A 23,156-nucleotide genomic window follows, 5' to 3' on the forward strand; every position below is an offset into this window, starting at 1 on the left:
AAGTTGGCTATTCTGTTTTATGCTCATAATCTCTACTTCAAAAATTCATAAATCCCAGCAACACCTTGTCCTCCACCTACACAGGCAGAAACCATTCCGTATTTCTGATTTCTACGTCGCATTTCGTTGAATAATTGAACGGACAATTTCGCTCCCGAACAACCCAGCGGATGTCCAAGGGCAATAGCTCCTCCGTTCATATTGATTTTTGAACGGTCTAAATCCAATTCTTTAATAACTGCCAACGACTGTGCCGCAAAGGCTTCGTTCAATTCTATTTGGTCGATGTCATTGATGTTTAATCCTGCTTTTTTCAATGCCAACGGAATAGCCGCAACGGGTCCAATACCCATGATGCGTGGCTCTACGCCTGCAGTTGTGTAGGTAATCATACGAGCAATTGGTTCAAGATTTAGTTCTTTCACCATCGCTTCTGACATCACTATTACAAAAGATGCACCGTCGGAAGTTTGAGAAGAATTACCTGCCGTTACGCTTCCACCTGCCGCAAAAACGGGTTTTAGGTTCGTTAAAGCTTGCATGGTTGTGCCTGCTCTCGGTCCTTCGTCGGTATCAACAATTGATTCACGAGTCTTTTTCTTTCCTGTATTGGCATCAAAATATGTTTCCTTCACGGTTATTGGCACAATTTCCTCCTTGAAAAGTCCAGCGGCTTGGGCAGCTAATGCCTTTGTATGCGATTCTACGGCAAATTCATCTTGCTCTTCACGAGTAATTTTGAACTGCTCCGAAACTTGTTCAGCCGTCAAGCCCATTCCGATATAATAATCAGGGTTTTTCTGAGCAATGTCAAAATTCAATGCCATTTTGTAACCCGTTGTTGGGACTAATGACATAGATTCTGCTCCACCCGCAATGATACAATCAGCAATTCCTGCGTGAATTTTTGCAGATGCCAAAGCAATTGCCTCCAAACCAGAACCGCAATAACGGTTGATGGTAAAGCCTGGAACATTTTTAGGTAACGATAAAAGAGCGATGTATCTCGCAATTTGCATTCCCTGTTCGGCTTCTGGAACGGCATTTCCTACGATGAGGTCATCAACCCGAGTAGGGTCTAAGGCAGGAACTTGTGCCACCAAATGTTTGATAACTTCGGCTGCCAAATCATCAGGTCTTGTAAAACGAAAAACACCTCTTGGGGCTTTTCCAACTGCGGTACGGTAGCCCGCTACTATGTATGCGTTCATGATTAGTTTCTTTTAAAATGATTAATTTCTCGGTGGTTTCCCCCCATTCAACAAACCTTGCAAACGTTCCAACGTCTTTTTCTCTCCACAAAGTGAAAGGAAGGCTTCTCTTTCTAAATCCAAGAGATATTGTTCCGTTACGCTTTGGGCGTAACTCAAATCACCGCCTGAGATAACGTAGGCTAATTTATCGGCAATTTTCGCATCGTGTTCTGAGATATATCTTCCCATTTTCATACCTTGAACCCCTGCTTTGAATAAGGCAATTCCTGCTTTTCCTTGCACTTTAATATCAGTACGTTGCTTTGGTTGCGTATAACCAGCTTCTGCTAATTCAATAGCCGCTTGTTTGGCATCGGCAATTAATCTTGAACGATTCAATACAATTTCATCACCACGACGCAAATAACCCATTTCCATCGCTTCTTGAGCTGAGGTACTCACTTTTGCCATCGCAATATTCATAAATGAAGCCTGTAAAGTATTTAGCTCAGGGTCACCATTTTTGTATAAATCTGAACAACGAACCGCCATTTCTTTCGTTCCTCCACCCGCAGGAATTAAACCAACTCCAACTTCTACTAAACCCATGTAAGTTTCTGCGGCTGCTACAACTCTGTCTGCATGAAGGTTGATTTCGCAACCGCCACCCAAAGCCAACGTATGCGGTGCAACCACCACAGGAATTGACGAATAACGTACTCGCATCATTGTTTGTTGGAACTGAGCAATCATCATGTTTATTTCATCAAACTCCTGTTCGATGGCATACATGAATAACATCGCCAAGTTTGCTCCTGCCGAAAATGCTTCGGTGCTATCGTTTCCGATTACTAAACCTCTAAAATCTTTTTCGGCTAAAGCAATACTTTTTTGTACACCTTCAATAACACCTGCTCCAAAAGTGTTCATTTTTGAACGGAATTCTAAGCCCAGAATGCCTTCTCCTAAATCATAAACGGTACTTTCACCATTTTTCCAAACCACATTATCCGAAAGATTTTCAAGAATAATGAATGATTCTGTGCCTGGAATTACTTTATATGATTTGGTTGGAATATCGTAATACAAACGTTTTCCACCTTCATTTTTATAGAACGTTTTCGCTCCCGAAGCCAACATTTCATTGACCCATTCAGCGGGTTTCATGCCTTCGACAGCCATTAATTCGATGCCTTTTTCTACTCCGATGGCATCCCAAGTGGCAAACAAGCCCATTTCCCAACCAAAACCTGCACAAATGGCAGCATCAATTCGATATAATTCGTCTGAAATTTCTGGGATTCTAAAAGTTACGTATCTAAAACCGTCTAAAATGGTCTTTCTGTAAAACTCTCCTGCTTTGGTTTTATCGGCTAACAAAACGGCAAAACGGTCTTTTAAAGCTAAATTTTTAGTCTTTTCAAAAACATCAAATTTTACTTTTTGTGAAGGTTCGTATTCAAAAGTTTTGAGATTCAAGGCTAAAATTTCCGATTTACCGCCAGCTCCTTTTATTTTCTTGTAAAAACCTTGACCCGTTTTGTCGCCCAACCATTTATTTTCCTGTAATTTTTTCATCATTTCAGGAATCATAAAAGTATCTTTCGACTCATCGTTGGTCAATCCTGCGTACAAATTATTCGATACGTTGATGGTGGTATCCAAACCCACAACGTCCGACAAACGGAAGGTTCCAGATTTCGGACGACCAACCACTACTGAGGTCAATTTATCAACTTCTTCAACCGTCAGACCCAATTCTTCAACCACCTTTATGGTTTTCACCATTGAATAAATACCAACACGATTGGCAATAAAGGCAGGTGTATCTTTACATAAAACGGTAGTTTTCCCTAAGAAACGGTCGCCGTAGTGCATCAAGAAATCCGTAACTGCAGGGTCAGTGGCAGGCGTTGGGATGATTTCCAATAATTTCAAATATCTTGGAGGGTTGAAGAAGTGACTTCCGCAGAAATGCTTTTGGAAATCCTCTGAACGACCTTCTGCCATCAAATGGATTGGAATACCCGAAGTATTTGAGGTTACTAACGTTCCCGTTTTACGCAAAGCATCTACTTTTTCATAAAGAGATTGTTTGATGGCTAAGTTTTCTACGATTACCTCAATAATCCAATCATAATTCTTGATTTCGGCAAGATTATCATCAAAGTTTCCTAACTTAATTCGATTGGCAAAAGATGCTGAATATAATGCCGCAGGATTCGATTTGAGCGTGTTTTGGAACGCTTCATTTACTATTCGGTTACGCACCGCAGGATGTTCGGTGGTAAGTCCCTTTGCTTTTTCGGCATCATTCGGTTCTCTCGGAACGATGTCTAAAAGCAAGACCTCCACACCAATATTAGCAAAATGGCAAGCGATACGGCTTCCCATAATTCCAGAGCCAAGAACGGCTACTTTTCTGATTGAACGGTTCATTTTTTTCAGTTATCAGTTATCAATAAACAGTTATTAGTAAACATTCGAGAAAATACAATGACTACTAACCAAAATTGATGATTATAGTAACTGATAACTGTTTATTGTTTACTGTTAACTGTGATACTGTAAAGTTAATATTTTTTTAAATTGTTATGCAAGCATACTATTTTATTTTTATGAAAATTTTTAGAAAAATAAAAATAATACCGAGATTTTGGAAAATATTAGCGTATGGTCTTCCCTTTGAAACGACTTTGAGATAAAACCTATTAAAATCTGTGTAAATAAGTATCTGTCGCATCAGTGTCCTAAATAGTGAAAGGTTTAATTTTTATCCGTAATTTTGCACCTCAATTTTATTCAGCGATGACTATTCAAGACGAAATACACAAACGCCGTACCTTCGGAATTATATCTCACCCCGATGCGGGTAAAACAACGCTTACTGAAAAACTCCTTCTTTTTGGGGGGGCAATACAGACAGCGGGAGCAGTAAAATCTAACAAAATCAAGAAAGGGGCAACTTCCGATTTCATGGAAATTGAACGCCAAAGAGGTATCTCAGTGGCGACTTCCGTAATGACTTTTGAATATAATGACCTAAAAATCAACATTTTGGACACACCTGGTCACAAGGATTTTGCGGAAGATACTTATCGTACCCTTACCGCAGTCGATTCTGTAATCTTGGTGATTGACTGTGTAAAAGGCGTTGAGGAACAAACAGAAAAATTGATGGAAGTGTGTCGGATGAGAAATACACCCGTGATTATTTTTATCAATAAAATGGATAGAGAAGGACAATATCCTTTTGATTTATTGGATGAATTAGAACAGAAATTAGGTATTAAAGTTCGTCCTTTGACTTGGCCAATCAACATTGGAGCAAATTTTAAAGGAGTTTATAACCTTTTTGAAAAGTCTTTAAACTTGTTCAGTGCCAATAAAACCAGAATTGAGAAAGAGGTTTTAGCCGTTGATATTTGGTCGGAAGAGTTGGATAAAAAAGTAGGTGAGAAAGACGCTAATCAATTGCGTGAAGACGTAGAATTGATTGAGGGCGTTTACGGTGATTTCGACCGTGAAGCCTATCTTTCTGGTGAAATTGCTCCTGTTTTCTTTGGTTCGGCAGTGAATAACTTTGGTGTTCAAGAATTATTGGATACGTTTACTGAAATTGCTCCGAGTACGCAAGCACGCCAAACAGATGTAAGAGTTGTTGAACCAGAAGAGAAAAAATTCTCTGGATTTATCTTCAAAATTCACGCAAACCTCGACCCAAAGCACCGTGATAGAATTGCCTTTTTGAGAATTTGTTCGGGAACATTTGAAAGAAATAAATTCTACAAACACGTTCGTTTGGATAAGAACCTTCGTTTCAATAATCCATATACTTTTATGGCTCAGGATAAAGAGGTGATTGACGAAGGTTTCCCAGGCGATGTGGTTGGTTTGTATGATACGGGTAATTTCAAAATTGGTGATACCATGACGGAGGGCGAAAATCTTCAATATCAAGGAATTCCAAGCTTTTCTCCTGAGATTTTTAAGGAATTAATGAATCTCGACCCGATGAAATCTAAGCAATTGGAAAAGGGTATTATGCAATTAACCGACGAAGGAGTTGCTCAGTTATTCTTGCAACCTCAATTGGGGAATCGTAAAATTGTAGGAACGGTTGGTGACCTCCAATACGAAGTAATTCAATATCGTTTGGAGCACGAATACGGGGCAAAATGTCGTTTTGACCACCGTGATATTGCCAAAGCTTGTTGGATTACGGCAGAAGACCCTAAAAAATTAGCAGAATTTGTACGTTTGAAAGGACAAAACATTGCTCAAGATAAAGACGAAAATTACGTATTCTTGGCAGAATCTGATTGGATTTTGAGAATGAATATCCAAAATAATCCAGATATTCAATTCCACTTTACTTCGGAATTTAAAAGAGCATTATAAAACAAAAAGGCGAGAAGTGATTCTCGCCTTTTTGTTTTTATGATATATTCTGAATTAGAATTTCAAAGTAACACCAAGTTTCAAATTAGCAGTACCAAAACCTAACTCAGCAACGCCACCAAGATTATCTGCAAACCAATATCTTGCACCAACATGACCTCCGAAGAAAAGTCCACTTGCACCGTAACCACTAAATGCTGTACCAGGCCAAGACACATAACCTAAACCAAGACCTGCATAGGGATCTAATTTATCACTTGCTTTCAATAATTCTCCAGCATGAAAAGAACCTCTTGCTGCGATATATAGAAGACCTCCGCTACCATAAACTGAGCCTAACCCCAAATAATCAAAACTACCACCTGCACTAATTGTCTCAGTAAAACCATGCTCAAAAGAACCTCCAATCGCAAGGTTTCCAAAACCATTACCAATACCAATTGTACCATTTAAAAGGTTATCTCCTTGTTTATAAGCTTGTGAAAAACTTTTAGAAGAAGCGGTTAACAATAATGCCAGAAGGAAGGAAAAAGTTAGTAATTTTTTCATGTTATAAAAAATTAAGGGTTGAAAATTGATTTAGTGTTATGTATTAATTGATTGTTTTATTGATTAAAATATCAAATATTTAACGACACAAATTAAATACTTTTTATACTGACATCAAGCATAAACTTAGTAAGCGGTCGTTTTTAAGGTGTATTTAGATAGGAGAAGCTTATAAATAAGGATAATTCTTGATAAAAATTATCTATTGTTAATTTGTAGGACAAAGGTATGTCGATTGGATAAATGCTGATATGAGCGTTGTCATAATACAAGGAAAATTCTTGCCTTGTATTATGACATATTTTCTTACTATTTCAATCCTAAGTCTTCTTGAATTGAAGAAACTTTAGCTTTTAAACTTGCTAAAACAGTTTCAAAATCTTCTGGACGAGTCAATGGAGCATTGACAGAAACATAAAACTTAATTTTAGGTTCTGTTCCAGATGGACGAGCAGAAACTTTTGTGCCGTCTGCTAATACCAACTGAATTACGTTTGATGCTTCCATACCTAAACCTTCTGGAATATTGGTAACAACGCCTGTTTTCAAATCCTTTGAAGTCAAGTTGGTGTAATCTAATACCGTTACAGGCTCAGAACCCGCCACTGTTGCAGGAATATTGCTTCTTAAATTCGCCATCATTTGTTGAATTTCCTCTGCTCCTGCTTTTCCCTTTTTGGTCAATGAAATCAATCCTTCGTAATAGAATCCATTTTCCATGTACATTTCAGTCAAGAAATCGAATAATGACTTACCCTTGTCTTTGGCATAAGCAGTCAATTCGGCAATCATGGCACATGAAGCAACTGCATCTTTATCACGCACGGCATCACCGATTAAATAACCGTAAGATTCTTCACCACCACCAATAAATTGCTCTTTTCCTTCTAATTCACGAATAACGGCAGCAATATATTTAAAGCCTGTCAAAGTATTATAGCACTTAACACCCTGACTTTCACACATTTTATCAATGATATTAGTGGTTACAATTGTTTTGGCAACAAATTCTTTCCCTGTTAATTTACCTGCTTCTTTCCAAGCACTTAATAAATAATAGATAATCAAACTTGCCATTTGGTTACCATTTAAAAGTACCCAATCTCCAGCAGGATTTTTTACGGCTGCTCCTACACGGTCAGCATCTGGGTCGGTGGCAATCACTAAATCGGCATCTAAATCTTTCGCTTGTTGCATTGCCAATGACATCGCTTCGGCTTCTTCGGGGTTTGGATAAATCACCGTTGGAAAATCTCCGTTAGGTTCTGCTTGTGCTTTTACTACACTAACATTTTCAAAACCAAGCAATTGCAAAGCCTTTGGTACAAGGGTAATTCCAGTTCCATGAATTGAAGAATAGACAATTTTTAAGTCTTGCTGACGAGCAATTACATCAGGATTGATAGAATTATGCTCGATAGTTTTTAAGTATTCAGCATCTACTTCTTCACCAATTAAAGTGATTAAATCAGGATTTCCTGTAAAATTAATTTCGTCAACTGATTGAATTTTGGTAACCTCTGCCACAATTCCTTTATCATGGGGGGCAACAACTTGTGAACCGTCGTTCCAATATGCTTTATAACCATTATACTCACGTGGATTGTGCGAAGCTGTAACAACTAAACCACCTTGGCAACCCAAATGACGAATAGCAAATGACAATTCTGGGGTAGGACGTAGCTCTTCAAATAAGAATACTTTGATACCATTAGCAGAGAAAATATCTGCTGCCACACGAGCAAAATATGGTGAATTATTACGAGAATCATGAGCAATGGCAACACTAATATTTCCATTGGGGATACTCATTTTCAAATAATTAGCAAAACCCTGTGTTGCACCTCCAACCGTATATTTGTTCATACGATTGCAACCAACGCCCATTTCGCCACGCATTCCACCCGTTCCGAATTCAAGGTCTTTGTAGAAAGAATCTGTTAGTTCTGTTTCTTTATTGTCATCTAAAAGTTCTTGGATTTTAGCTTTTGTATCGGCATCATAATTGCCTGAAAGCCATGAATTAATTTTTTGTTGGGTAAGAGCGTCTAAGCCTGTTGACATAATTATTATTAGTTAATTTGAAAGTCTGAGATTATTTCTACGAAGCAAAGATAAAAATTATTTTCGGATTGAATAAGGATAGGCAAATTTAGTATTGCGACAAAATATTATGTGGCATTTAAAGCAAAATAAAGAACAAATCAGGAGGAAAAAGTAGTTTTTGGACGTGAAAGTTATTTTTTAAAAACAAAAAAAGAATTCAAAAGTTAAACATTAATTAAGAGGATGTTATTATTTTGCAATTAATTAGGTTTAAATATCAATTAACTAAAACAAATCAACTTCAAAAGTATGAACAAAAAACTACTAATGATTATTGGAATATTATTCATGACGGTATTCCAGATAGTCGCACAAGAAAGGGTTATCACAGGTAAAGTGATATCCTCTGAAGATGGCTCAGCCCTTCCAGGTGTAAGTGTTACGGTAAAAGGAACAACCAGAGGCGTAACAACCGATGCGACTGGTTCTTATAAAATCAGTGTTCCAAACACTGCAAAATTAGCATTCAGCTTTGTTGGATATACTGCTCAAGATGTAGCAATAGGTGCAAAAACTGAAATCAATGTAGTGATGCGTTCATCTGCATTGGATTTGGAAGAAGTTGTTGTGGTTGGATATGGTACTCAATCAAGAACTAAGTCAACTCATGCTGTTTCATCCGTAAAAGGAGATTCATTTAAAGATGCTCCTGTTACAGGTCTTGACCAAGCAATGCAAGGACGTGCCCCAGGTGTATTTGTTAGTTCAAACTCAGGTACACCAGGCGGTGGAGTAAACGTGCGTGTAAGAGCCCCAAGTTCTATTGGAGGTAGTAGTGAACCATTGTACGTTATTGATGGTATCGTTATCAATACAGGTAGTTATTCTCAGTTAGGTTTTGGTGGTCAATCAACAAACTCATTATCAGACATTTCTCCGAGTGACATTGAGTCTATTGACGTATTAAAGGATGCTGCCGCTGCTGCTATTTATGGAGCAAGAGCTGCCAATGGCGTTGTATTAATCACAACCAAAAAAGGTAAAGCAGGAAAAACGCAGTTATCATTTAACTATTCAACGGGTTATGGTCAGAAAAATACCAAAAACTTAAAAGGTATTTCAGGAGCAGAAGAAGTGAAATTATTACAAGATATGATTATCAACCGTTATGGTGTAATCAATTCAACGGGTGGTTTAACAACGCCAGATGCAAGTTTTGGAACTGGGGCATCCGTTTGGGCTTCTCCAGCAGATGCAGCAGCTTATTGGTATCAATCAGGTTCTGATGCAACAGTGGATGCAACTGGTAAATTAGTGGTAATTGAAGACCCTAAAAACGTAACACAGAATATTAGAACGAAAGCTATTTTTGCTGACCCTTCAAAAGCACTAAGTACAAACTGGCAAGATGAGGTTTTCAGAACTGCTCCGATGAATCAATACGAACTTTCTGCTCGTGGAGGAAATGACAAAACTACCTTCTTTGTTTCGGCAAACTTACTCAATCAAAAAGGTATTCTTGTTGGTTCAGATTTTAGTCGTTTGGGAGGTCGTATCAACCTTGACCACCAATTGAACAAGAAGGTTAAATTTAAATCATCATTGTTTTATGGTTATACAAAACAAAACCGTATCAACAATGACAATAATATTTACGGAGTATTGAGTGCTGCTATCTTATTGGCATCAGATATTCCTGTTAGAAATGCAGATGGTTCTTACGGAAAAGATGTACTTTCTTCGGTAGAAAACCCAGTTGCTGGTGCTTATGAGCCTTATAACTTATCATCAGGTTCAAGATTATTAGGAAGTGTAGGAACAGAAATTGATATTTTTGAAGGTTTGAAATTTACTTCAACTTGGAATATTGACCAAATTTCTTTTAAAGAAGACCGTTTCTTACCAAGTATTTTGAATGCTGCCGCTCCTCCAACAAATGGTTCTGGTGCTGCAACAAGCGGTGGGCTTTTGAACTGGACAACCAACAACTATTTCAATTACAACAAAACATTAGGTGGAATTCACAATTTTGCTCTAACAGTTGGAGCTGACTATCAGCAATCAGAACAAGATTTCGTTCTTGCTTCTGGAACAGGATTCCCTGGCAACTCAATCAAAAGAGTTTCTGCGGCTGCTACAAAAACAGATGCACAGTCGTTCGGAACATCTTATGGTTTTGTTTCTTATTATGGTCGTTTGAATTATACCTTAGATGATAAATATACCATTCAAGGTGTATTCAGAGCAGATGCTTCATCACGTTTTGGAGGTGCTAATACATGGGGATATTTCCCATCAATTTCAGGTTCTTGGCGTGTAAGCAAAGAGAAATTCATGGAGAGTATTCCAGTAGTAAGTGATTTAAAACTTAGAGCAAGTTATGGCGTAACGGGTAACTCAGAAATTAATAACTTCGCTGCTCGTGGTTTATTAGGTGGTGGTGCATTTTATCAAGGACAAGGAGGTTTGAACCCAACACAATTGGCTAACCCTGATTTATCTTGGGAAGAAACAAAAACTGCGGAAATTGGACTTGATTTAGCTTTATTGAAAAACCGTGTAAGAGTATCAGCAGGATATTACAATAGATTGACTGATAAATTATTATTAGCCGCAACGATTCCTGCGACTTCTGGTTTTACTTCGGTATTCCAAAACATTGGTGAAATGGAAAACAAAGGTTTTGAATTTAGCTTAGGTGCTGACATCTTCAAAACACAGGATTTTACTTGGACTGCTGATTTTAACATCGCTGCAAACCAAAACAAAGTATTAAAAATCTTTAATGGTGTTGCTACTCCATTTGGTTTCTCAAGTTGGTTAGCAGAAGGCGAAGCATTGGGTTCATTCAGAGCATTTAAAGTAGAAAAAATCTTCCAAACGCAAGCTGAAATTGATGCCCTTGATGAGGCAGCAAGAGCTAAATTTGGAGCAACTGCTCGTTACCAAAATGCGTTGACAAGACCTGGTGATATTAAATTTGTTGACATCAACGGGGATGGACGTGTTACTACTGATGACCAAGCTATTTTAGGTTCAGCACAACCAACTTTCTTTGGTGGTTTCCGTAACAACTTAACTTACAAAGGATTTGATTTAGACATTTTCTTCCAATTTGTTGGAGGTAACAAAATGTTAAATTATAGCCGTGTATTCTCTGAAGGTATGAACGGAGTATTTGGTCAAACAGAAGCTGTTCTTAATCGTTGGACTCCAACAAATACTAATACAGATGTTCCAAGAGCTGTTTGGGGAGACCCTAACCAAAACCGTAGAAACTCAGATAGATTTATTGAGGACGGTTCTTATGCTCGTTTGAAGAACTTAACGTTAGGTTATACCATTCCGAAGACTATCGTAAGTAAAATCAAGTTAGATAAAATTAGAGTTTACGTGACAGGTCAAAACCTATTAACGTTCACTAATTATAAAGGTATGGATCCAGAAGTGTCGGCGTTCTCGCAAGGGCAAAACGGTAACAGTACTGCTAACGCAGCCGCAGGAACTGACTTCTTAACATTCCCTCAACCACGTACCTTTATTTTTGGTGTAAATATTGGGTTTTAAGTAATAGCATTAAAGTGATAAACGACTGAATGTTAATCATTTGCCAATCAGGCAGATATTCAAAGGTTAGCGTTAATACGTTTTCAATATTTACTTAATTTAAGTACCTGATAAATAATACATAAATTCAGAATCAACATGAAAAAAATAAAAATATATCTTTTTGCACTATTGGCAGTAGGCTTAGTGTCTTCTTGTGAACAAGTGCTTGAGCAAACTCCACAAACAGCCGTTGAAGATAAAATCACGGATGCCTCAACAGCAAGAGCCGTTTTAAATGGTGCTTATAATGGTTTACAATCTGCTAACTACATGGGAACTCGCTATACGCTCCTTCCTGATTTAGCGGGTGGAAACCTTCGTCATTCGGGTACTTTTTCAGACTTTGCAGCTATTGCAAACCGTTCTGTACTTCCTACTGATAATGCAGGGAGTGTCATGTGGATTCAGATTTATAACTCTATCCAAAGAGCCAACCTTCTGATTAAATTTGTACCTGCTATCAATGAAGCAGGATTTACAGAAACTGAAAAAAAGCAAATCATTGCCGAAGCAAGAGCATTAAGAGCATTTCACTACTTCAACTTGGTAAGATGGTGGGGCGGAGTACCAATCGTAACACAACCAACTGATAAAGCTGATGCAAGTTTGAACGTTCCAAGAAATACAGTGGCCGAAGTTTATAAGCAAATCAATGATGATTTGGATGCTGCCTCTCCTGATTTGTTGGTTACAAATGCTGCTCGTATTACTAAAAATACAGCATTAGCCATGAAGTGTAGAGCGGCTCTTTACAACAAAGACTGGGCAAGTGTAAACACTTTAGCTGACCAAATTGTAGCCACAAACAGACACAGTTTAATGCCAAAAACTACCGATGTATTCAACGGCGGACAAGGTACTGCTGAAAGTATCTGGGAGCTACAATTTGAAGCAACCAACAGCAATACATTAGCATTTTTCTTATTCTCTACTCAATTGGGAGGAAGAAACGAAATGCGTCCTTCTCCAAGTTTAACGGCGTTGTATAGCCTTGTTGACAACAGAAGAATATTAACAACTTCTTATGATGTGCAGTTGAAATACTTTAGAGTATCAACTGGTACTGACCGCCCTGTAATGTTCCGTTTGGCAGAAGTTTTGCTAAACAAAGCCGAAGCCTTAGCTGAACAAAATAAAGATGCAGATGCTTTGGTACTTTTGAACAGAATCCGTACTCGTGCAGGTTTAACTGCATCGCCAGCAACTTTGGTTGGACAGGCATTGAAAGATGAAATTTTCTTACAAAGACGTTTAGAGTTAGCTTTAGAAGGTCACTATTTCTTTGACTTAGTACGTACAGGAAGAGCCGCACAAGCATTAACAAACTGGAATAGTAATCAAGCATTATTACCAATTCCTGACCGTGAAATGAAGGCAAACCCCGCTTTTGCAGGTCAACAAAATCCTGGATATTAATTTATTACCAGTAATATCAACCCTAAAAACCTTCTCGATAATTTGTTGAGAAGGTTTTTTTATGTATTTTTTCAGAGAATCAAAATCCAATCGTTATATTTATCGTTATATAATTATCAAGGCAACCTTCATTTATTGAAACTTGTCTTGATTGTATAAATTACTTAATGCTTTTACTACTTATCATGAAAAGAAATTTACTCTCAGCCATCTTAATGCTTTGTTATGTGCTTGGCTACGGACAAAAAAAAACGGATAGCTTTTCTGCCAAAGGGGTAGAAATTATGTGTCCTGTCCCTGATTTTTCTAAGCCTTATGCTCGTACTTATGTAGCACCTCCGATAGAATATCTCCGTAAATTTGATAAAAATGCACGTCCACAAGCTGACCGTTCTAAATTTATCGTTACCTATGTTGACTTCCCTGCCGACGCACAAGCTGCATTCCAAAAAGCCGTTGATATATGGCAAGCAATTTTGATTTCTGACGTACCTATCAGGCTGACTGCTCGTTGGGAAAGTTTAGGAAGAAATATCTTAGGTTCGGCATCAGCAAACTCTTTATATCGTGATTTCCCAGGAGCCAACAAAGCCTTTACTTTCTACCCAATTTCAATGGCAGAAAAAATGGCTCATCAAGAATTAAACGGTAATAATCCTGACATTGTAGCTCGATTTAACGCAGACTTTAACTGGTATTTGGGTATTGATGGAAATCCACCAGCCAATCGTCAGGATTTTGTATCAACAGTGCTTCATGAAATTGGTCACGGTTTAGGATTCTTTGGTTCTTTAAGACCTTATGATGCAGACGATACTCAAGGCATCATTACGAGTGGCGGTGTTCCTTATATTTATGACCACTTTGTTGAAAACTTAACTAATCAAAAAATATTAAATACTGATGTTTTTAAAAATCCATCGGTAGAATTATACAAAGCATTAACAGGAGGAAATCTTTATGCCAATTCACCTGAAATTTTGAAAAGTAATGATGGTACTCCTGCTCGTTTATATGCTCCAGGTGCATATTCTGCGGGGTCGAGTTATAGTCACTTAGATGAAACAACGTATAAAACTGGAACAATCAACGCCACTATGACTCCACAGGGAGCAAATGGTGAAGTAAATAATAACCCCGGCCCCATTGTTTTAGCATTTTTCAGAGAAATGGGTTGGGTTGGTTCTTCAATTAGTCATAAAAGATTTACAGATTTAGAAGACTTAACCAAACCGTTAATTTTTGACGTAAAAATATTCAGCGATACCACATATAAACCCGAAAGTGTAAAATTATTTTATAGCTTAGGCGATGTAAAAACGGCTGCCACTGAAGTAAAATTAACTCGCAAAGGCACTTCCAATGATTATACATTCACACTTCCTGCCGATGGTAAAGAAAAAGTGATTTCGTATTATTTCACGGCTGACGATAACGCAGGTAGAAAACTAATAACTCCTGCACAAGCTCCTGAGACGATTATTACCAAAATCGGAAACTCTACGGCGAGATTTGAAACTCCTTACAAATTCAGGATTGGAGCAGATACTACCAAACCTGACGTTTCATTTATCAATAATCTATCTTCAATCTTTGTTACCGATACTAAGGTCAATTTACCAAGTATGTCGGCGTTTGACAATATTGGCATTGATACTGCCTATGTTGAATATCAAGTAGATGGTAAAACAATTCCATCATTTGGTTTAACAAGAGGAGATGCTTTTGAATTAATTTCAGGTGGTTTTGGAAATAGCTTTTCTGGCACATTTGACTTTACTTCTTTAGGACTGAAAGGTGGAGAAAAAATCTCATACCGTGTAATTGTTCAAGATAAATCGAAAGCAAAAAACAAGGTAATTTTCCCAAAAACAGGTTATTATGATATTCAAGTTCAAAAAGTATTGGCAGCAGTTAGCAAATACACAACTGATTTTGAATCAACCCCGAAAGAAGATTTCTTCTTAAAAGGCTTTGCCGTAAAAACATTTAGTAATGCTGGAACTGCTTTACAAACAGACCACCCTTATGCGGATGGTTCTGAAAATCTATATCCAAATTCTACTTCTGACTTTTATACAAATTCAACAGTTAGTTTATTAAAACCAATTATTGTTAGAAGTGATACCGCTAATATTTATTTCGACGAAATTGCCTTAGTGGAACCTAGTGAAGATGGATTAGCTTTTCAAAGTAACGGAGCCGTAAACCGTAACTTTTTTGATTTTGTTATTGTGGAAGGTTCAAAAGATGGCGGAAAAACATGGAAATGGTTTCAAGATGGTTGGGACTGCAATGCTCAAACAGTTTGGAGAAAGGCTTGGGATAGCAATATTGATGCTAATGGAAACTCTTTGGCAGTTGCCGATGCCAGTATGTACAAACCTCGTGTAATTGATATGCTGAAATCTGGTGATTTTAAAGGTGGTGACCAAATCTTAATCCGTTTCAGAATGTTAGCTGACGTAGGTGGATATGGTTGGGGCTGGACAATTGATAACTTAAATATTCAAGGAAATAACCCAAGACCTACCGTCGTAGCAAAACCGTTGGCAAATGAGCCAACTGTTGAAGCGGTCGATTTTAAATTAACGCCTAATCCAAGTACAACGGGACAATTTTTGTTAACAGCAAAATTTGAAAAAACAGTAGGAAATGTAACGCTTTCGGTAGGAACTTTATCTGGAAATGAAATTTCAACAATGGAGTTTCAAGGAGTAAGAAGAGAATTAAACCAAGTAGTTGACCTTTCTCGTTTTGTGGGTGGTACTTATCTTATCCGTATGCAAGCAGGCGATGAAACCATTGTGCGGAAAGCGGTTTATGTAAAATAAGCATATTTTTAAGTAAAAAGGGAAAGAGTTGAAATTGTAGAATGATAAATATTCTAATTTCAACTCTTTCCCTTTTCTTTTTTAGCTTATCTTTGCAGTCCGTTATTTGTTACCTGTTATTTTCAAAAATCATTGAAAATAACAAACACCCAAACTACTAAAAATATGTCTTGGTTTACCAGAAAAGATAAGGGTATCCTAACCCCAACAGAATCAAAACGTGAAGCTCCAGACGGACTTTGGTATCAATGTCCTTCGTGCAAAAAAGCGATGCACACTCGTGAACATCGTTTATTGGCTTACACTTGTTCAAATTGCAATTACCACGAAAAAATAGGCTCTCAAGAGTATTTTGAGCTACTTTTTGACCAAACAAAATATACTGAACTTGATGCCATGTTATCATCAGGCGACCCTTTGAACTTTGTGGATACCAAAAAATATCCAGATAGAATCAGGGCTACTGAAAAGAAAACAGGCTTGAAAGATGCCGTAAGAACAGCACACGGAAAAATGAATGATGCTGACATTGTGATTTCTGCTATGGACTTTTCTTTCATCGGTGGTTCGATGGGTTCAGTAGTGGGTGAGAAAATCGCAAGAGGAATTGATTATGCTTTGGAACACAAAATCCCATTTTTGATGATTTCAAAGTCGGGTGGAGCCAGAATGATGGAAGCAGGTTTTTCATTAATGCAAATGGCAAAAACTTCAGCAAAATTAGCGTTATTAGCAGAAGCAGGAATTCCTTATATTTCTCTTTTGACTGACCCTACAACGGGTGGTGTAACGGCTTCTTATGCCATGTTAGGCGATTTTAACATTTCTGAACCTGGTGCATTAATCGGTTTTGCAGGCCCACGTGTCATCCGTGAAACAATTGGTAAAGACCTTCCAAAAGGCTTCCAAAGTGCCGAATTCGTATTAGAACACGGTTTCTTAGATTTTATCGTTGATAGAAAAGATTTAAAAGACAAACTTTCTTCTTTATTGGGAATGTTAGCTTAGAAGGAGAAAAGAGTAAAGAATAATGGGGAAAGAGTAAATCATTACTTCTATCCCCATTACTCCTAACTCATCCCCCATTACTCTCTCATTCCTCCTTTCTTGCAACAACCTGGTAATTTTTCATAGCCAACTGGGTCAGCTACTAATTCATCAGCATCATAACCAACTGCTGAAATTGCTTTTTTGATTTTTTCTACTGATGTCTTCTTTGGATTAAAAATTACCGTAGTGACTTTATCTTTACTGTCCAAATCTACACTCGACTCCATTACGCCCTTCGTAAATGCTAATTTTTTCTCAATGGTTTCTTTACATTGCTCACAAATAGCAGATGTTTTGATTTTTACTGTTTCAGACTTTGGTTTATCAGCAAACGTAATAGCTGACACGAATAACATAACGAATAAAATGAGGTTCTTTTTCATGATAATTTATTTTTAAGTAATTGATAATAAGTAGGACAGGTTTTCAACCTGTCTCAGAGTAATAAACAAGTAGGACAAGTTTCCAACCTGTCTCAGAGTAATAAATAAGTAAAACAGGTTTCCAATCTGTTTCAAAATGGTGATTTAGACAGGTTGGAAACCTGTCCTACTTTCACAAATTCAACAAGATAATCCCTATTAAAACCATCAATGAGTTTTCAATAATCGTGACTGTACTCATTGGTAAATTAAAGACCGTTCCCAAACACGCACAACGAATTTTACGCTTATCCACCACACTCTGAATTACTCCCAACGCTCCGAATGCCATAATGATAATATCCGCCCAATAAACTAATTGCGGTTGGAAGTGAACTAAACAGAGCAAGCCTAATGCCAATTCGATGAAAGGATAAACTTTACCGTAAAAAGGGACTTTTGCCGCTAATAAATCATACATTTGGAAGCTTTCGGCGAAGGCTTTTACATCTAATAATTTAAAAAATGAAAAGACTAAAAAGAAACCTGTCATAAAATTATGCAGAAACATTTTTAGCTGAAAATGCTCCATTGCGTAAATTCCTGCATGAAAAGATGTCAAAAAACTCACCAATGAAATCATACCTGTAATCAACAAAAGTGGATAATATTGGCTTGTCCATGATTTGTTTTCTGTTATTACCTCATTTACAATTGGATTCGTAACAAAAGCATATTTGGTATGTGGTTTTAAGGTTTCTATAATTTTGTCGTTAGATAGTTTTTCTTCTGTTTCAATTACAACTGAATTATCCGAAAATTTTGCAACGACTGACTTTACACTTGGAATTTGAGAAAAAACGTGTTGTATTTTATACTCACAGGCTTCGCAAGTCATGCCTGATATATTGAATTGTTGTGTCATTTTTTGTAGTGGCGTATCGCATACGCCATTTTTATCCATAATTGGCGTATGCGATACGCCACTACTTTTATTTAATTTTATACCTCATTCCTACGTAAACCATTCTTCCAATGACGGGTCCCCAAACCATTGAGGCATCAAAGTTTTTACTGAAAGGGTCTTTTGCAGATAATATTGGGTCTTTTTGGGTGAAATTATTCAAATTCTCCCCTCCTACGTACATTTCCCATTTATAAAAAGCCTTCGTTATTTGGGCATTTATATTTGAAAAGGCAGGAGCAAATACCGTCGGAGAAGTGACAGAATGCACGTGTCCTTCTGCAAAATCAGGAATTCTTCGCTTTCCATTCCATTGCCAAGTGATGTCAAATTTCCATTTATCGTACTTTGTAGCGTATCCCAAATTCAATAAAAATCTATCACGATTTACAAACTGTTTGGGCAACAAAGTCAATTCTCCCGAAGGCGTAACTACGTCATTTTGAACATCAAAAACACGGTAGGCTAATTTCACGTCCATTCTTTTCATTGGAGTATAATTTATTTCTGCCTGAAAACTATTAGAAAATGAGCGACCTTTCAGATTATACAGTTTTACATAATCGGCATTTTCCATGTCAACAATGAGTTGATTCTGAAAATCGGTTCGATACGCATCTAAAATCAGCGTTCCTTTTTGTCCAAAAAGGTAAAAATCATTACTTAAACTAATACCAAAATTCCAAGACTCTTCAGGTCTAATTACCTCATTGACAGACAATTGTCGAGAATTAACTAACATTCCAAAATTCTCCGAAATGGCATTTGGCATTCTCCAACCTTTGCCTGCACTCAAACGCAAAGCTGAATTGGGCGAAACATCATATTTCAAATGAAATCTTGGTGTAAAGCGTGTACCGTAAAGATTATGAAAATCTACTCTACCACCAATGACAACCGTCAATTTGTCTGGAATTGTCTCTGTATATTCCAAAAATGCCCCAGGAACTGACTCTGTTCTTTTGAAAGTTGAATCAATATATTTTTCATTGTAATCGTCCAACAAATAACTTAAACCCGCTTTGTATTGATGATTCGTATTGTCAATAATATTCTGATAAATCAAATTGGTATAAATACTTTTTTGCGTTCCTGTGTAATTTTTAAAGCCAAAATACGAAACATTATCATGGACTAAACCATTGATAATCAAACCTAAACCTTGATACGGTTTCGACTGATAAAGTTTTGCGGTTTTACTAAAAAACTCATAACGTTGGGTTTTGCTACCAAAACCATAAAACTTGCCAGAATTTCTATCTGTATCAGGATTAAAATTGACTTGTCCGCCCGTTCTATCTTCATAAAGTGCTTTTACACCAAAAGAAGCCATCATTTTATCCGATTGGTACTTCCAACGATTAATTCCATTAAACTGCGTATAAAGTGGTAAATCTAAAAAACCATCGCTATTTTGGTCTAATTTCGTTTGCAAAGTGCTGGCGTGTGTGAGCAAACCAACCGACCATTTTTTATTGATTTTATTGGCTAAATTCAAATTAATTTCTCCCCTACCTTGACTACTTCCATAGGCATTCAGATATAATTTTTCTGCCATATCAGGCTTTGCTAATTCTATATTTAAAGCTCCTGTCATAGATTCGTAGCCATTTACTACCGAACCCGCACCTTTTGCCACATCAATGGAAGCCAACCAAGTACCAGGAATATAATTGAGCCCAAAAGCGGTATTTAAACCTCTAATAGCAGGGATATTTTCTACGTTCGTTTGAATATAATTTCCAGAAAGACCCAATAATTGAATTTGTTTTGAACCCGTAATCGCATCCGAATAACTCACCGAAACCGAAGCATTCGTCTCAAAACTTTCCGAAAGATTACAGCAAGCGGCTTTGGCAAGTGCTTTTGTCGTGATAATTTCGGTATGGATTGGATTCATTCTGTCCACAGTTGTAGCTTCACTTTTTACGACAACCTCCTGTAAATCTGAATTTTGCGTAGTCAAATAAATCGTTACAAAATCTAAAGAATGAACCATTAAGGTATCCGTTTTGTAACCTACTGAACTAACGATTAATTGATGATTTTGCGGAGATTTAAGAAGCGTAAATTCTCCTTTTGCATCGGTTGAAGTGCCATTTTTAGCATTTTCCCAGCGTAGATTTGCTCCGATGATTGGTTCTGTTTTCCCATCTGATTTTTTATCAATGACGATTCCTCTAACACTTTCCGTTTGAGAAAACACCTTTGACGAAATCAACAACAAACTGAAAAACAGTATATTATACAATATTCTTGTGTTCATGAATTTAATTTTTAGATAGCGACAAGCCCTATCAGTTCTCACTTTATTAAAAATAATGGAGAGAAAATCAAATTAAGAAAGACTGAATACGCACGAGAATATCTCGACCAGTAAGTGGAGGGGCTGAATTTGAATAGTGAAGCGTATTAAACGAAATAGCTTCTTTTATACGCTCAAAAGCATAAACAAAAGAAGATGTTGGTAAATAAGGTTGTAATTCAAAATTACATTTCACCTTTATACTTTGCGAAGCATTCGGACTGATTTTATAATGTGATACTTTATCAGAACAACATTTCCCCCTTTTTAGAATCGTTTTTTTTGAATATTCTTTATTACTTTTTTTGAAAGAGCAACAAGTTTTCTTAGGGATAGATAATGAATAGATTTTTGCTCCTTTAATTTTACAAAAATGCTCGTACATTGCAAATCCAGTGCTGGCAAATAGCACTTGAAAAGCCATGAAAAGGCAAAATATGCGAGTTAAAAATATTTTCATTATATTGCAAAGATACATTTTTAACGTACACAAAACTGATTTTAGTTCATTTGGGAGATAAATTTTGAATTTCATCCGATAAAATGTCTTGGTCATACTTCAAAAATGCTACTTCATGTAGAAAAACACCCAAGATTTCTAAAATTAGTACACTTTTGACTCATGATATTACGGAAGATAAACATAGAACTCCTTTTTTGGGTTGGCGGACTAACTTGGTTGGCCTTTATGAATCCTTCTGAAAATCATTTTACTTTATGTCCCATTAAAAACTTAGGGTTTTCATTTTGCCCTGGTTGTGGATTAGGACATTCGATTTCGTGCCTTTTTCATGGAGAGATTAAAGAATCATTCCATCACCACCCACTCGGATTTTTTGCTTTGGTGGTCATCATCTTGAGAATTTTTCGATTAATCAGAAATACAAAATTTAGCTTATAAAATATTTTATCTCAAAACTTGACATTTAACAATCATGAACACTAACATTTTAATGATGCTTTCTAATCTTGAAGCTGAGGAAGCGATGTTTATTCAAAACTTAATCAAAGACATGAACGAAGACCAACAGCGTAACTTCGTAATGATGTACCAAAATAAACGCCGTGATACTACTTTAATTCTTGTAACGACCATTATTGGTTTCTTTGGTTTTGCGGGGATTCAACGGTTTCTAACTGACCAAATCGGAATGGGAATTTTGTATTTCTTTACGGGTGGATTTTGTTTAGTTGGTACTATTGTGGACTTGGTAAATCATAAAAGTTTGGCTTTTGAGTATAATCAAAAAGCTGCTTATGAGACATTGAATGTCATGAAGACTTGGAATCAATAATTAGCGATTGAAAAAGATAGTTTTTCCAAAAACTTATTGTAAATTCCGTTGATTTTTGAGTATAATTCAAAGACAAAAGCCTCTCTTACTCAGACTTAGGAATAAATAACAATGGAAAAATCAATCTCACGCCGTACTGCTCTTCAGAGCGTCGGTTTAGCAAGTGCAGCTATGCTAACAAGTTCACTCAGTAACCGTATCGAAGCCGCCGATACCCAAATGGGGGCAGGTCTCAAAGGTAGGATTAATCACTCGGCTTGCCGTTGGTGTTATAACACAATTCCCTTCGAGGATTTATGTAAATCTGCCAAAGAAATTGGGATGCAATCTCTTGAATTGACTGGGCCGTCAGAATGGGAAATACTTAAAAAATATGACCTTACTGCCGCTATTGGTTGGCCTGAAGAAAACAAATGGGGAAACGGAATGGGTTTAACGTCTTGTTTCAACAATGTAAAAAACCATGATGGCTTAGTGGCTTTATACGAAGATTTAATTCCGAAAGCAGCCAAAGCGGGTATCAAAAACTTGATTACATTTTCTGGAAATCGTAACGGTTTGAGCGATGAAGACGGTTTGATTAACTGTAAAAAAGGGCTTCAAAGAATCATGAAAACGGCTGAAAAACACGATGTTACGATTACGATGGAGTTGTTGAATTCAAAGGTTAATCACAAAGATTATCAATGTGACCATACTGATTGGGGTGCAGCTCTTTGTGAAATGGTTGGTTCTGATAAATTCAAATTGCTTTATGACATTTACCACATGCAAATTATGGAAGGTGACGTAATTGCAACAATCAAAAAGTATAACCAATATATTTCTCATTATCATACAGGAGGTGTTCCAGGACGTAATGAAATTGATGATACTCAAGAATTAAATTACCCTGCCATCATGAAAGCCATTGTTGATACAGGTTATAAAGGTTTTGTTGGACAAGAGTTTGTTCCTGCAAGAACCGATAAAATTGCTTCGTTGAAACAAGGTGTTTTGATTTGTGATGTTTAAGCAGTTAGCAGTTAGCAGTTAGCAGTTAGCAGTTAGCAGTTAGCAGTTAGCAGTTAGCAGTTAGCAGTTAGCAGTTAGCAGTTAGCAGTTAGCAGTTAGCAGTTAGCAGTTAGCAGTT

General features: G+C 37.0%; 16 protein-coding genes. 8 read left to right on the forward strand and 8 right to left on the reverse strand.

Features of this window, described 5'->3' with window-relative positions; translation table 11 throughout:
- Positions 1-32: 32 nt before the first annotated feature.
- Both VB796_RS20455 and VB796_RS20460 read right to left on the reverse strand, forming a co-directional pair.
- Positions 33-1,211 carry an acetyl-CoA C-acyltransferase gene (locus tag VB796_RS20455; protein WP_323348442.1) on the reverse strand — a complete coding sequence of 393 codons (1,179 nt, stop codon included), beginning with the start codon at positions 1,209-1,211 and terminating at the stop codon, positions 33-35.
- A gap of 21 nt (positions 1,212-1,232) precedes the next feature.
- Positions 1,233-3,632 (reverse strand): 3-hydroxyacyl-CoA dehydrogenase/enoyl-CoA hydratase family protein, encoded by a 2,400-nt coding sequence (locus VB796_RS20460; RefSeq protein ID WP_323348443.1) that lies wholly within the window; start codon positions 3,630-3,632, stop codon positions 1,233-1,235.
- A gap of 369 nt (positions 3,633-4,001) precedes the next feature.
- Between VB796_RS20460 and VB796_RS20465 the strand changes: the two genes are divergently transcribed.
- Complete coding sequence (locus VB796_RS20465) at positions 4,002-5,594, forward strand: peptide chain release factor 3 (protein WP_323348457.1); 1,593 nt, start codon at positions 4,002-4,004, stop codon at positions 5,592-5,594.
- Positions 5,595-5,648: 54 nt separating this feature from the next.
- Here the strand turns inward: VB796_RS20465 and VB796_RS20470 are convergent, their stop codons facing one another.
- Entirely contained in the window at positions 5,649-6,143 is a 495-nt protein-coding gene (locus VB796_RS20470) for a hypothetical protein (protein ID WP_323348444.1), read from the reverse strand.
- A gap of 309 nt (positions 6,144-6,452) precedes the next feature.
- Entirely contained in the window at positions 6,453-8,207 is a 1,755-nt protein-coding gene (locus VB796_RS20475; RefSeq protein ID WP_323348445.1) for a phospho-sugar mutase, read from the reverse strand.
- A 291-nt stretch (positions 8,208-8,498) separates the two neighbouring features.
- On the opposite strand from VB796_RS20475, the gene VB796_RS20480 reads away from it, so the two are divergent.
- The 4 genes from VB796_RS20480 to accD all read left to right on the forward strand — a co-directional run bounded on the left by VB796_RS20480 (position 8,499) and on the right by accD (position 17,056).
- A complete protein-coding gene (locus VB796_RS20480) occupies positions 8,499-11,756 on the forward strand; it encodes a TonB-dependent receptor (protein WP_323348446.1) in 3,258 nt (1,085 codons plus the stop codon).
- Between the two features lie 138 nt (positions 11,757-11,894).
- A complete protein-coding gene (locus VB796_RS20485) occupies positions 11,895-13,214 on the forward strand; it encodes a RagB/SusD family nutrient uptake outer membrane protein (protein WP_323348447.1) in 1,320 nt (439 codons plus the stop codon).
- A gap of 185 nt (positions 13,215-13,399) precedes the next feature.
- Positions 13,400-16,048, forward strand: a complete 2,649-nt coding sequence (locus VB796_RS20490; protein WP_323348448.1) for a hypothetical protein — start codon at positions 13,400-13,402, stop codon at positions 16,046-16,048.
- A 165-nt stretch (positions 16,049-16,213) separates the two neighbouring features.
- Positions 16,214-17,056 carry an acetyl-CoA carboxylase, carboxyltransferase subunit beta gene (accD, locus tag VB796_RS20495; protein ID WP_323348449.1) on the forward strand — a complete coding sequence of 281 codons (843 nt, stop codon included), beginning with the start codon at positions 16,214-16,216 and terminating at the stop codon, positions 17,054-17,056.
- A gap of 77 nt (positions 17,057-17,133) precedes the next feature.
- Here accD and VB796_RS20500 read toward each other — a convergent pair whose 3' ends face one another.
- The 4 genes from VB796_RS20500 to VB796_RS20515 all read right to left on the reverse strand — a co-directional run bounded on the left by VB796_RS20500 (position 17,134) and on the right by VB796_RS20515 (position 21,189).
- Positions 17,134-17,481, reverse strand: a complete 348-nt coding sequence (locus VB796_RS20500) for a heavy-metal-associated domain-containing protein (RefSeq protein ID WP_323348450.1) — start codon at positions 17,479-17,481, stop codon at positions 17,134-17,136.
- 172 nt (positions 17,482-17,653) lie between these two features.
- Complete coding sequence (locus tag VB796_RS20505) at positions 17,654-18,385, reverse strand: heavy-metal-associated domain-containing protein (protein WP_323348451.1); 732 nt, start codon at positions 18,383-18,385, stop codon at positions 17,654-17,656.
- Positions 18,386-18,452: 67 nt separating this feature from the next.
- Positions 18,453-20,690 (reverse strand): TonB-dependent receptor, encoded by a 2,238-nt coding sequence (locus VB796_RS20510; protein ID WP_323348452.1) that lies wholly within the window; start codon positions 20,688-20,690, stop codon positions 18,453-18,455.
- 67 nt (positions 20,691-20,757) lie between these two features.
- Positions 20,758-21,189 carry an HYC_CC_PP family protein gene (locus VB796_RS20515; protein WP_323348453.1) on the reverse strand — a complete coding sequence of 144 codons (432 nt, stop codon included), beginning with the start codon at positions 21,187-21,189 and terminating at the stop codon, positions 20,758-20,760.
- Between the two features lie 228 nt (positions 21,190-21,417).
- Here VB796_RS20515 and VB796_RS20520 point away from each other — a divergent pair, with 228 nt between their 5' ends.
- From VB796_RS20520 to VB796_RS20530, 3 genes are all read left to right on the forward strand, one after another.
- Positions 21,418-21,630, forward strand: coding sequence for a DUF2752 domain-containing protein (locus VB796_RS20520; protein ID WP_323348454.1), 213 nt, complete (start codon positions 21,418-21,420; stop codon positions 21,628-21,630).
- Positions 21,631-21,664: 34 nt separating this feature from the next.
- Entirely contained in the window at positions 21,665-22,024 is a 360-nt protein-coding gene (locus VB796_RS20525; RefSeq protein WP_323348455.1) for a TM2 domain-containing protein, read from the forward strand.
- A 111-nt stretch (positions 22,025-22,135) separates the two neighbouring features.
- Positions 22,136-23,038, forward strand: coding sequence for a hydroxypyruvate isomerase family protein (locus VB796_RS20530; protein ID WP_323348456.1), 903 nt, complete (start codon positions 22,136-22,138; stop codon positions 23,036-23,038).
- The last annotated feature ends 118 nt before the right edge of the window (positions 23,039-23,156 follow it).

This window comes from Arcicella sp. LKC2W, from assembly GCF_034931005.1.
GTDB lineage: Bacteria > Bacteroidota > Bacteroidia > Cytophagales > Spirosomataceae > Arcicella.

What these genes read in the sequence shown, in the direction of transcription:
- VB796_RS20460 (WP_323348443.1), bottom strand. Translation starts at nt 3,632, where the DNA reads ATGAACCGTTCAATCAGAAAAGTAGCCGTTCTTGGCTCTGGAATTATG.
- VB796_RS20505 (WP_323348451.1), bottom strand. Translation starts at nt 18,385, where the DNA reads ATGACACAACAATTCAATATATCAGGCATGACTTGCGAAGCCTGTGAG.
- VB796_RS20530 (WP_323348456.1), top strand. Translation starts at nt 22,136, where the DNA reads ATGGAAAAATCAATCTCACGCCGTACTGCTCTTCAGAGCGTCGGTTTA.
- VB796_RS20470 (WP_323348444.1), bottom strand. Translation starts at nt 6,143, where the DNA reads ATGAAAAAATTACTAACTTTTTCCTTCCTTCTGGCATTATTGTTAACC.
- VB796_RS20520 (WP_323348454.1), top strand. Translation starts at nt 21,418, where the DNA reads ATGAATCCTTCTGAAAATCATTTTACTTTATGTCCCATTAAAAACTTA.
- VB796_RS20490 (WP_323348448.1), top strand. Translation starts at nt 13,400, where the DNA reads ATGAAAAGAAATTTACTCTCAGCCATCTTAATGCTTTGTTATGTGCTT.
- accD (WP_323348449.1), top strand. Translation starts at nt 16,214, where the DNA reads ATGTCTTGGTTTACCAGAAAAGATAAGGGTATCCTAACCCCAACAGAA.
- VB796_RS20465 (WP_323348457.1), top strand. Translation starts at nt 4,002, where the DNA reads ATGACTATTCAAGACGAAATACACAAACGCCGTACCTTCGGAATTATA.
- VB796_RS20515 (WP_323348453.1), bottom strand. Translation starts at nt 21,189, where the DNA reads ATGAAAATATTTTTAACTCGCATATTTTGCCTTTTCATGGCTTTTCAA.
- VB796_RS20485 (WP_323348447.1), top strand. Translation starts at nt 11,895, where the DNA reads ATGAAAAAAATAAAAATATATCTTTTTGCACTATTGGCAGTAGGCTTA.
- VB796_RS20475 (WP_323348445.1), bottom strand. Translation starts at nt 8,207, where the DNA reads ATGTCAACAGGCTTAGACGCTCTTACCCAACAAAAAATTAATTCATGG.
- VB796_RS20500 (WP_323348450.1), bottom strand. Translation starts at nt 17,481, where the DNA reads ATGAAAAAGAACCTCATTTTATTCGTTATGTTATTCGTGTCAGCTATT.
- VB796_RS20480 (WP_323348446.1), top strand. Translation starts at nt 8,499, where the DNA reads ATGAACAAAAAACTACTAATGATTATTGGAATATTATTCATGACGGTA.
- VB796_RS20525 (WP_323348455.1), top strand. Translation starts at nt 21,665, where the DNA reads ATGAACACTAACATTTTAATGATGCTTTCTAATCTTGAAGCTGAGGAA.
- VB796_RS20510 (WP_323348452.1), bottom strand. Translation starts at nt 20,690, where the DNA reads ATGAACACAAGAATATTGTATAATATACTGTTTTTCAGTTTGTTGTTG.
- VB796_RS20455 (WP_323348442.1), bottom strand. Translation starts at nt 1,211, where the DNA reads ATGAACGCATACATAGTAGCGGGCTACCGTACCGCAGTTGGAAAAGCC.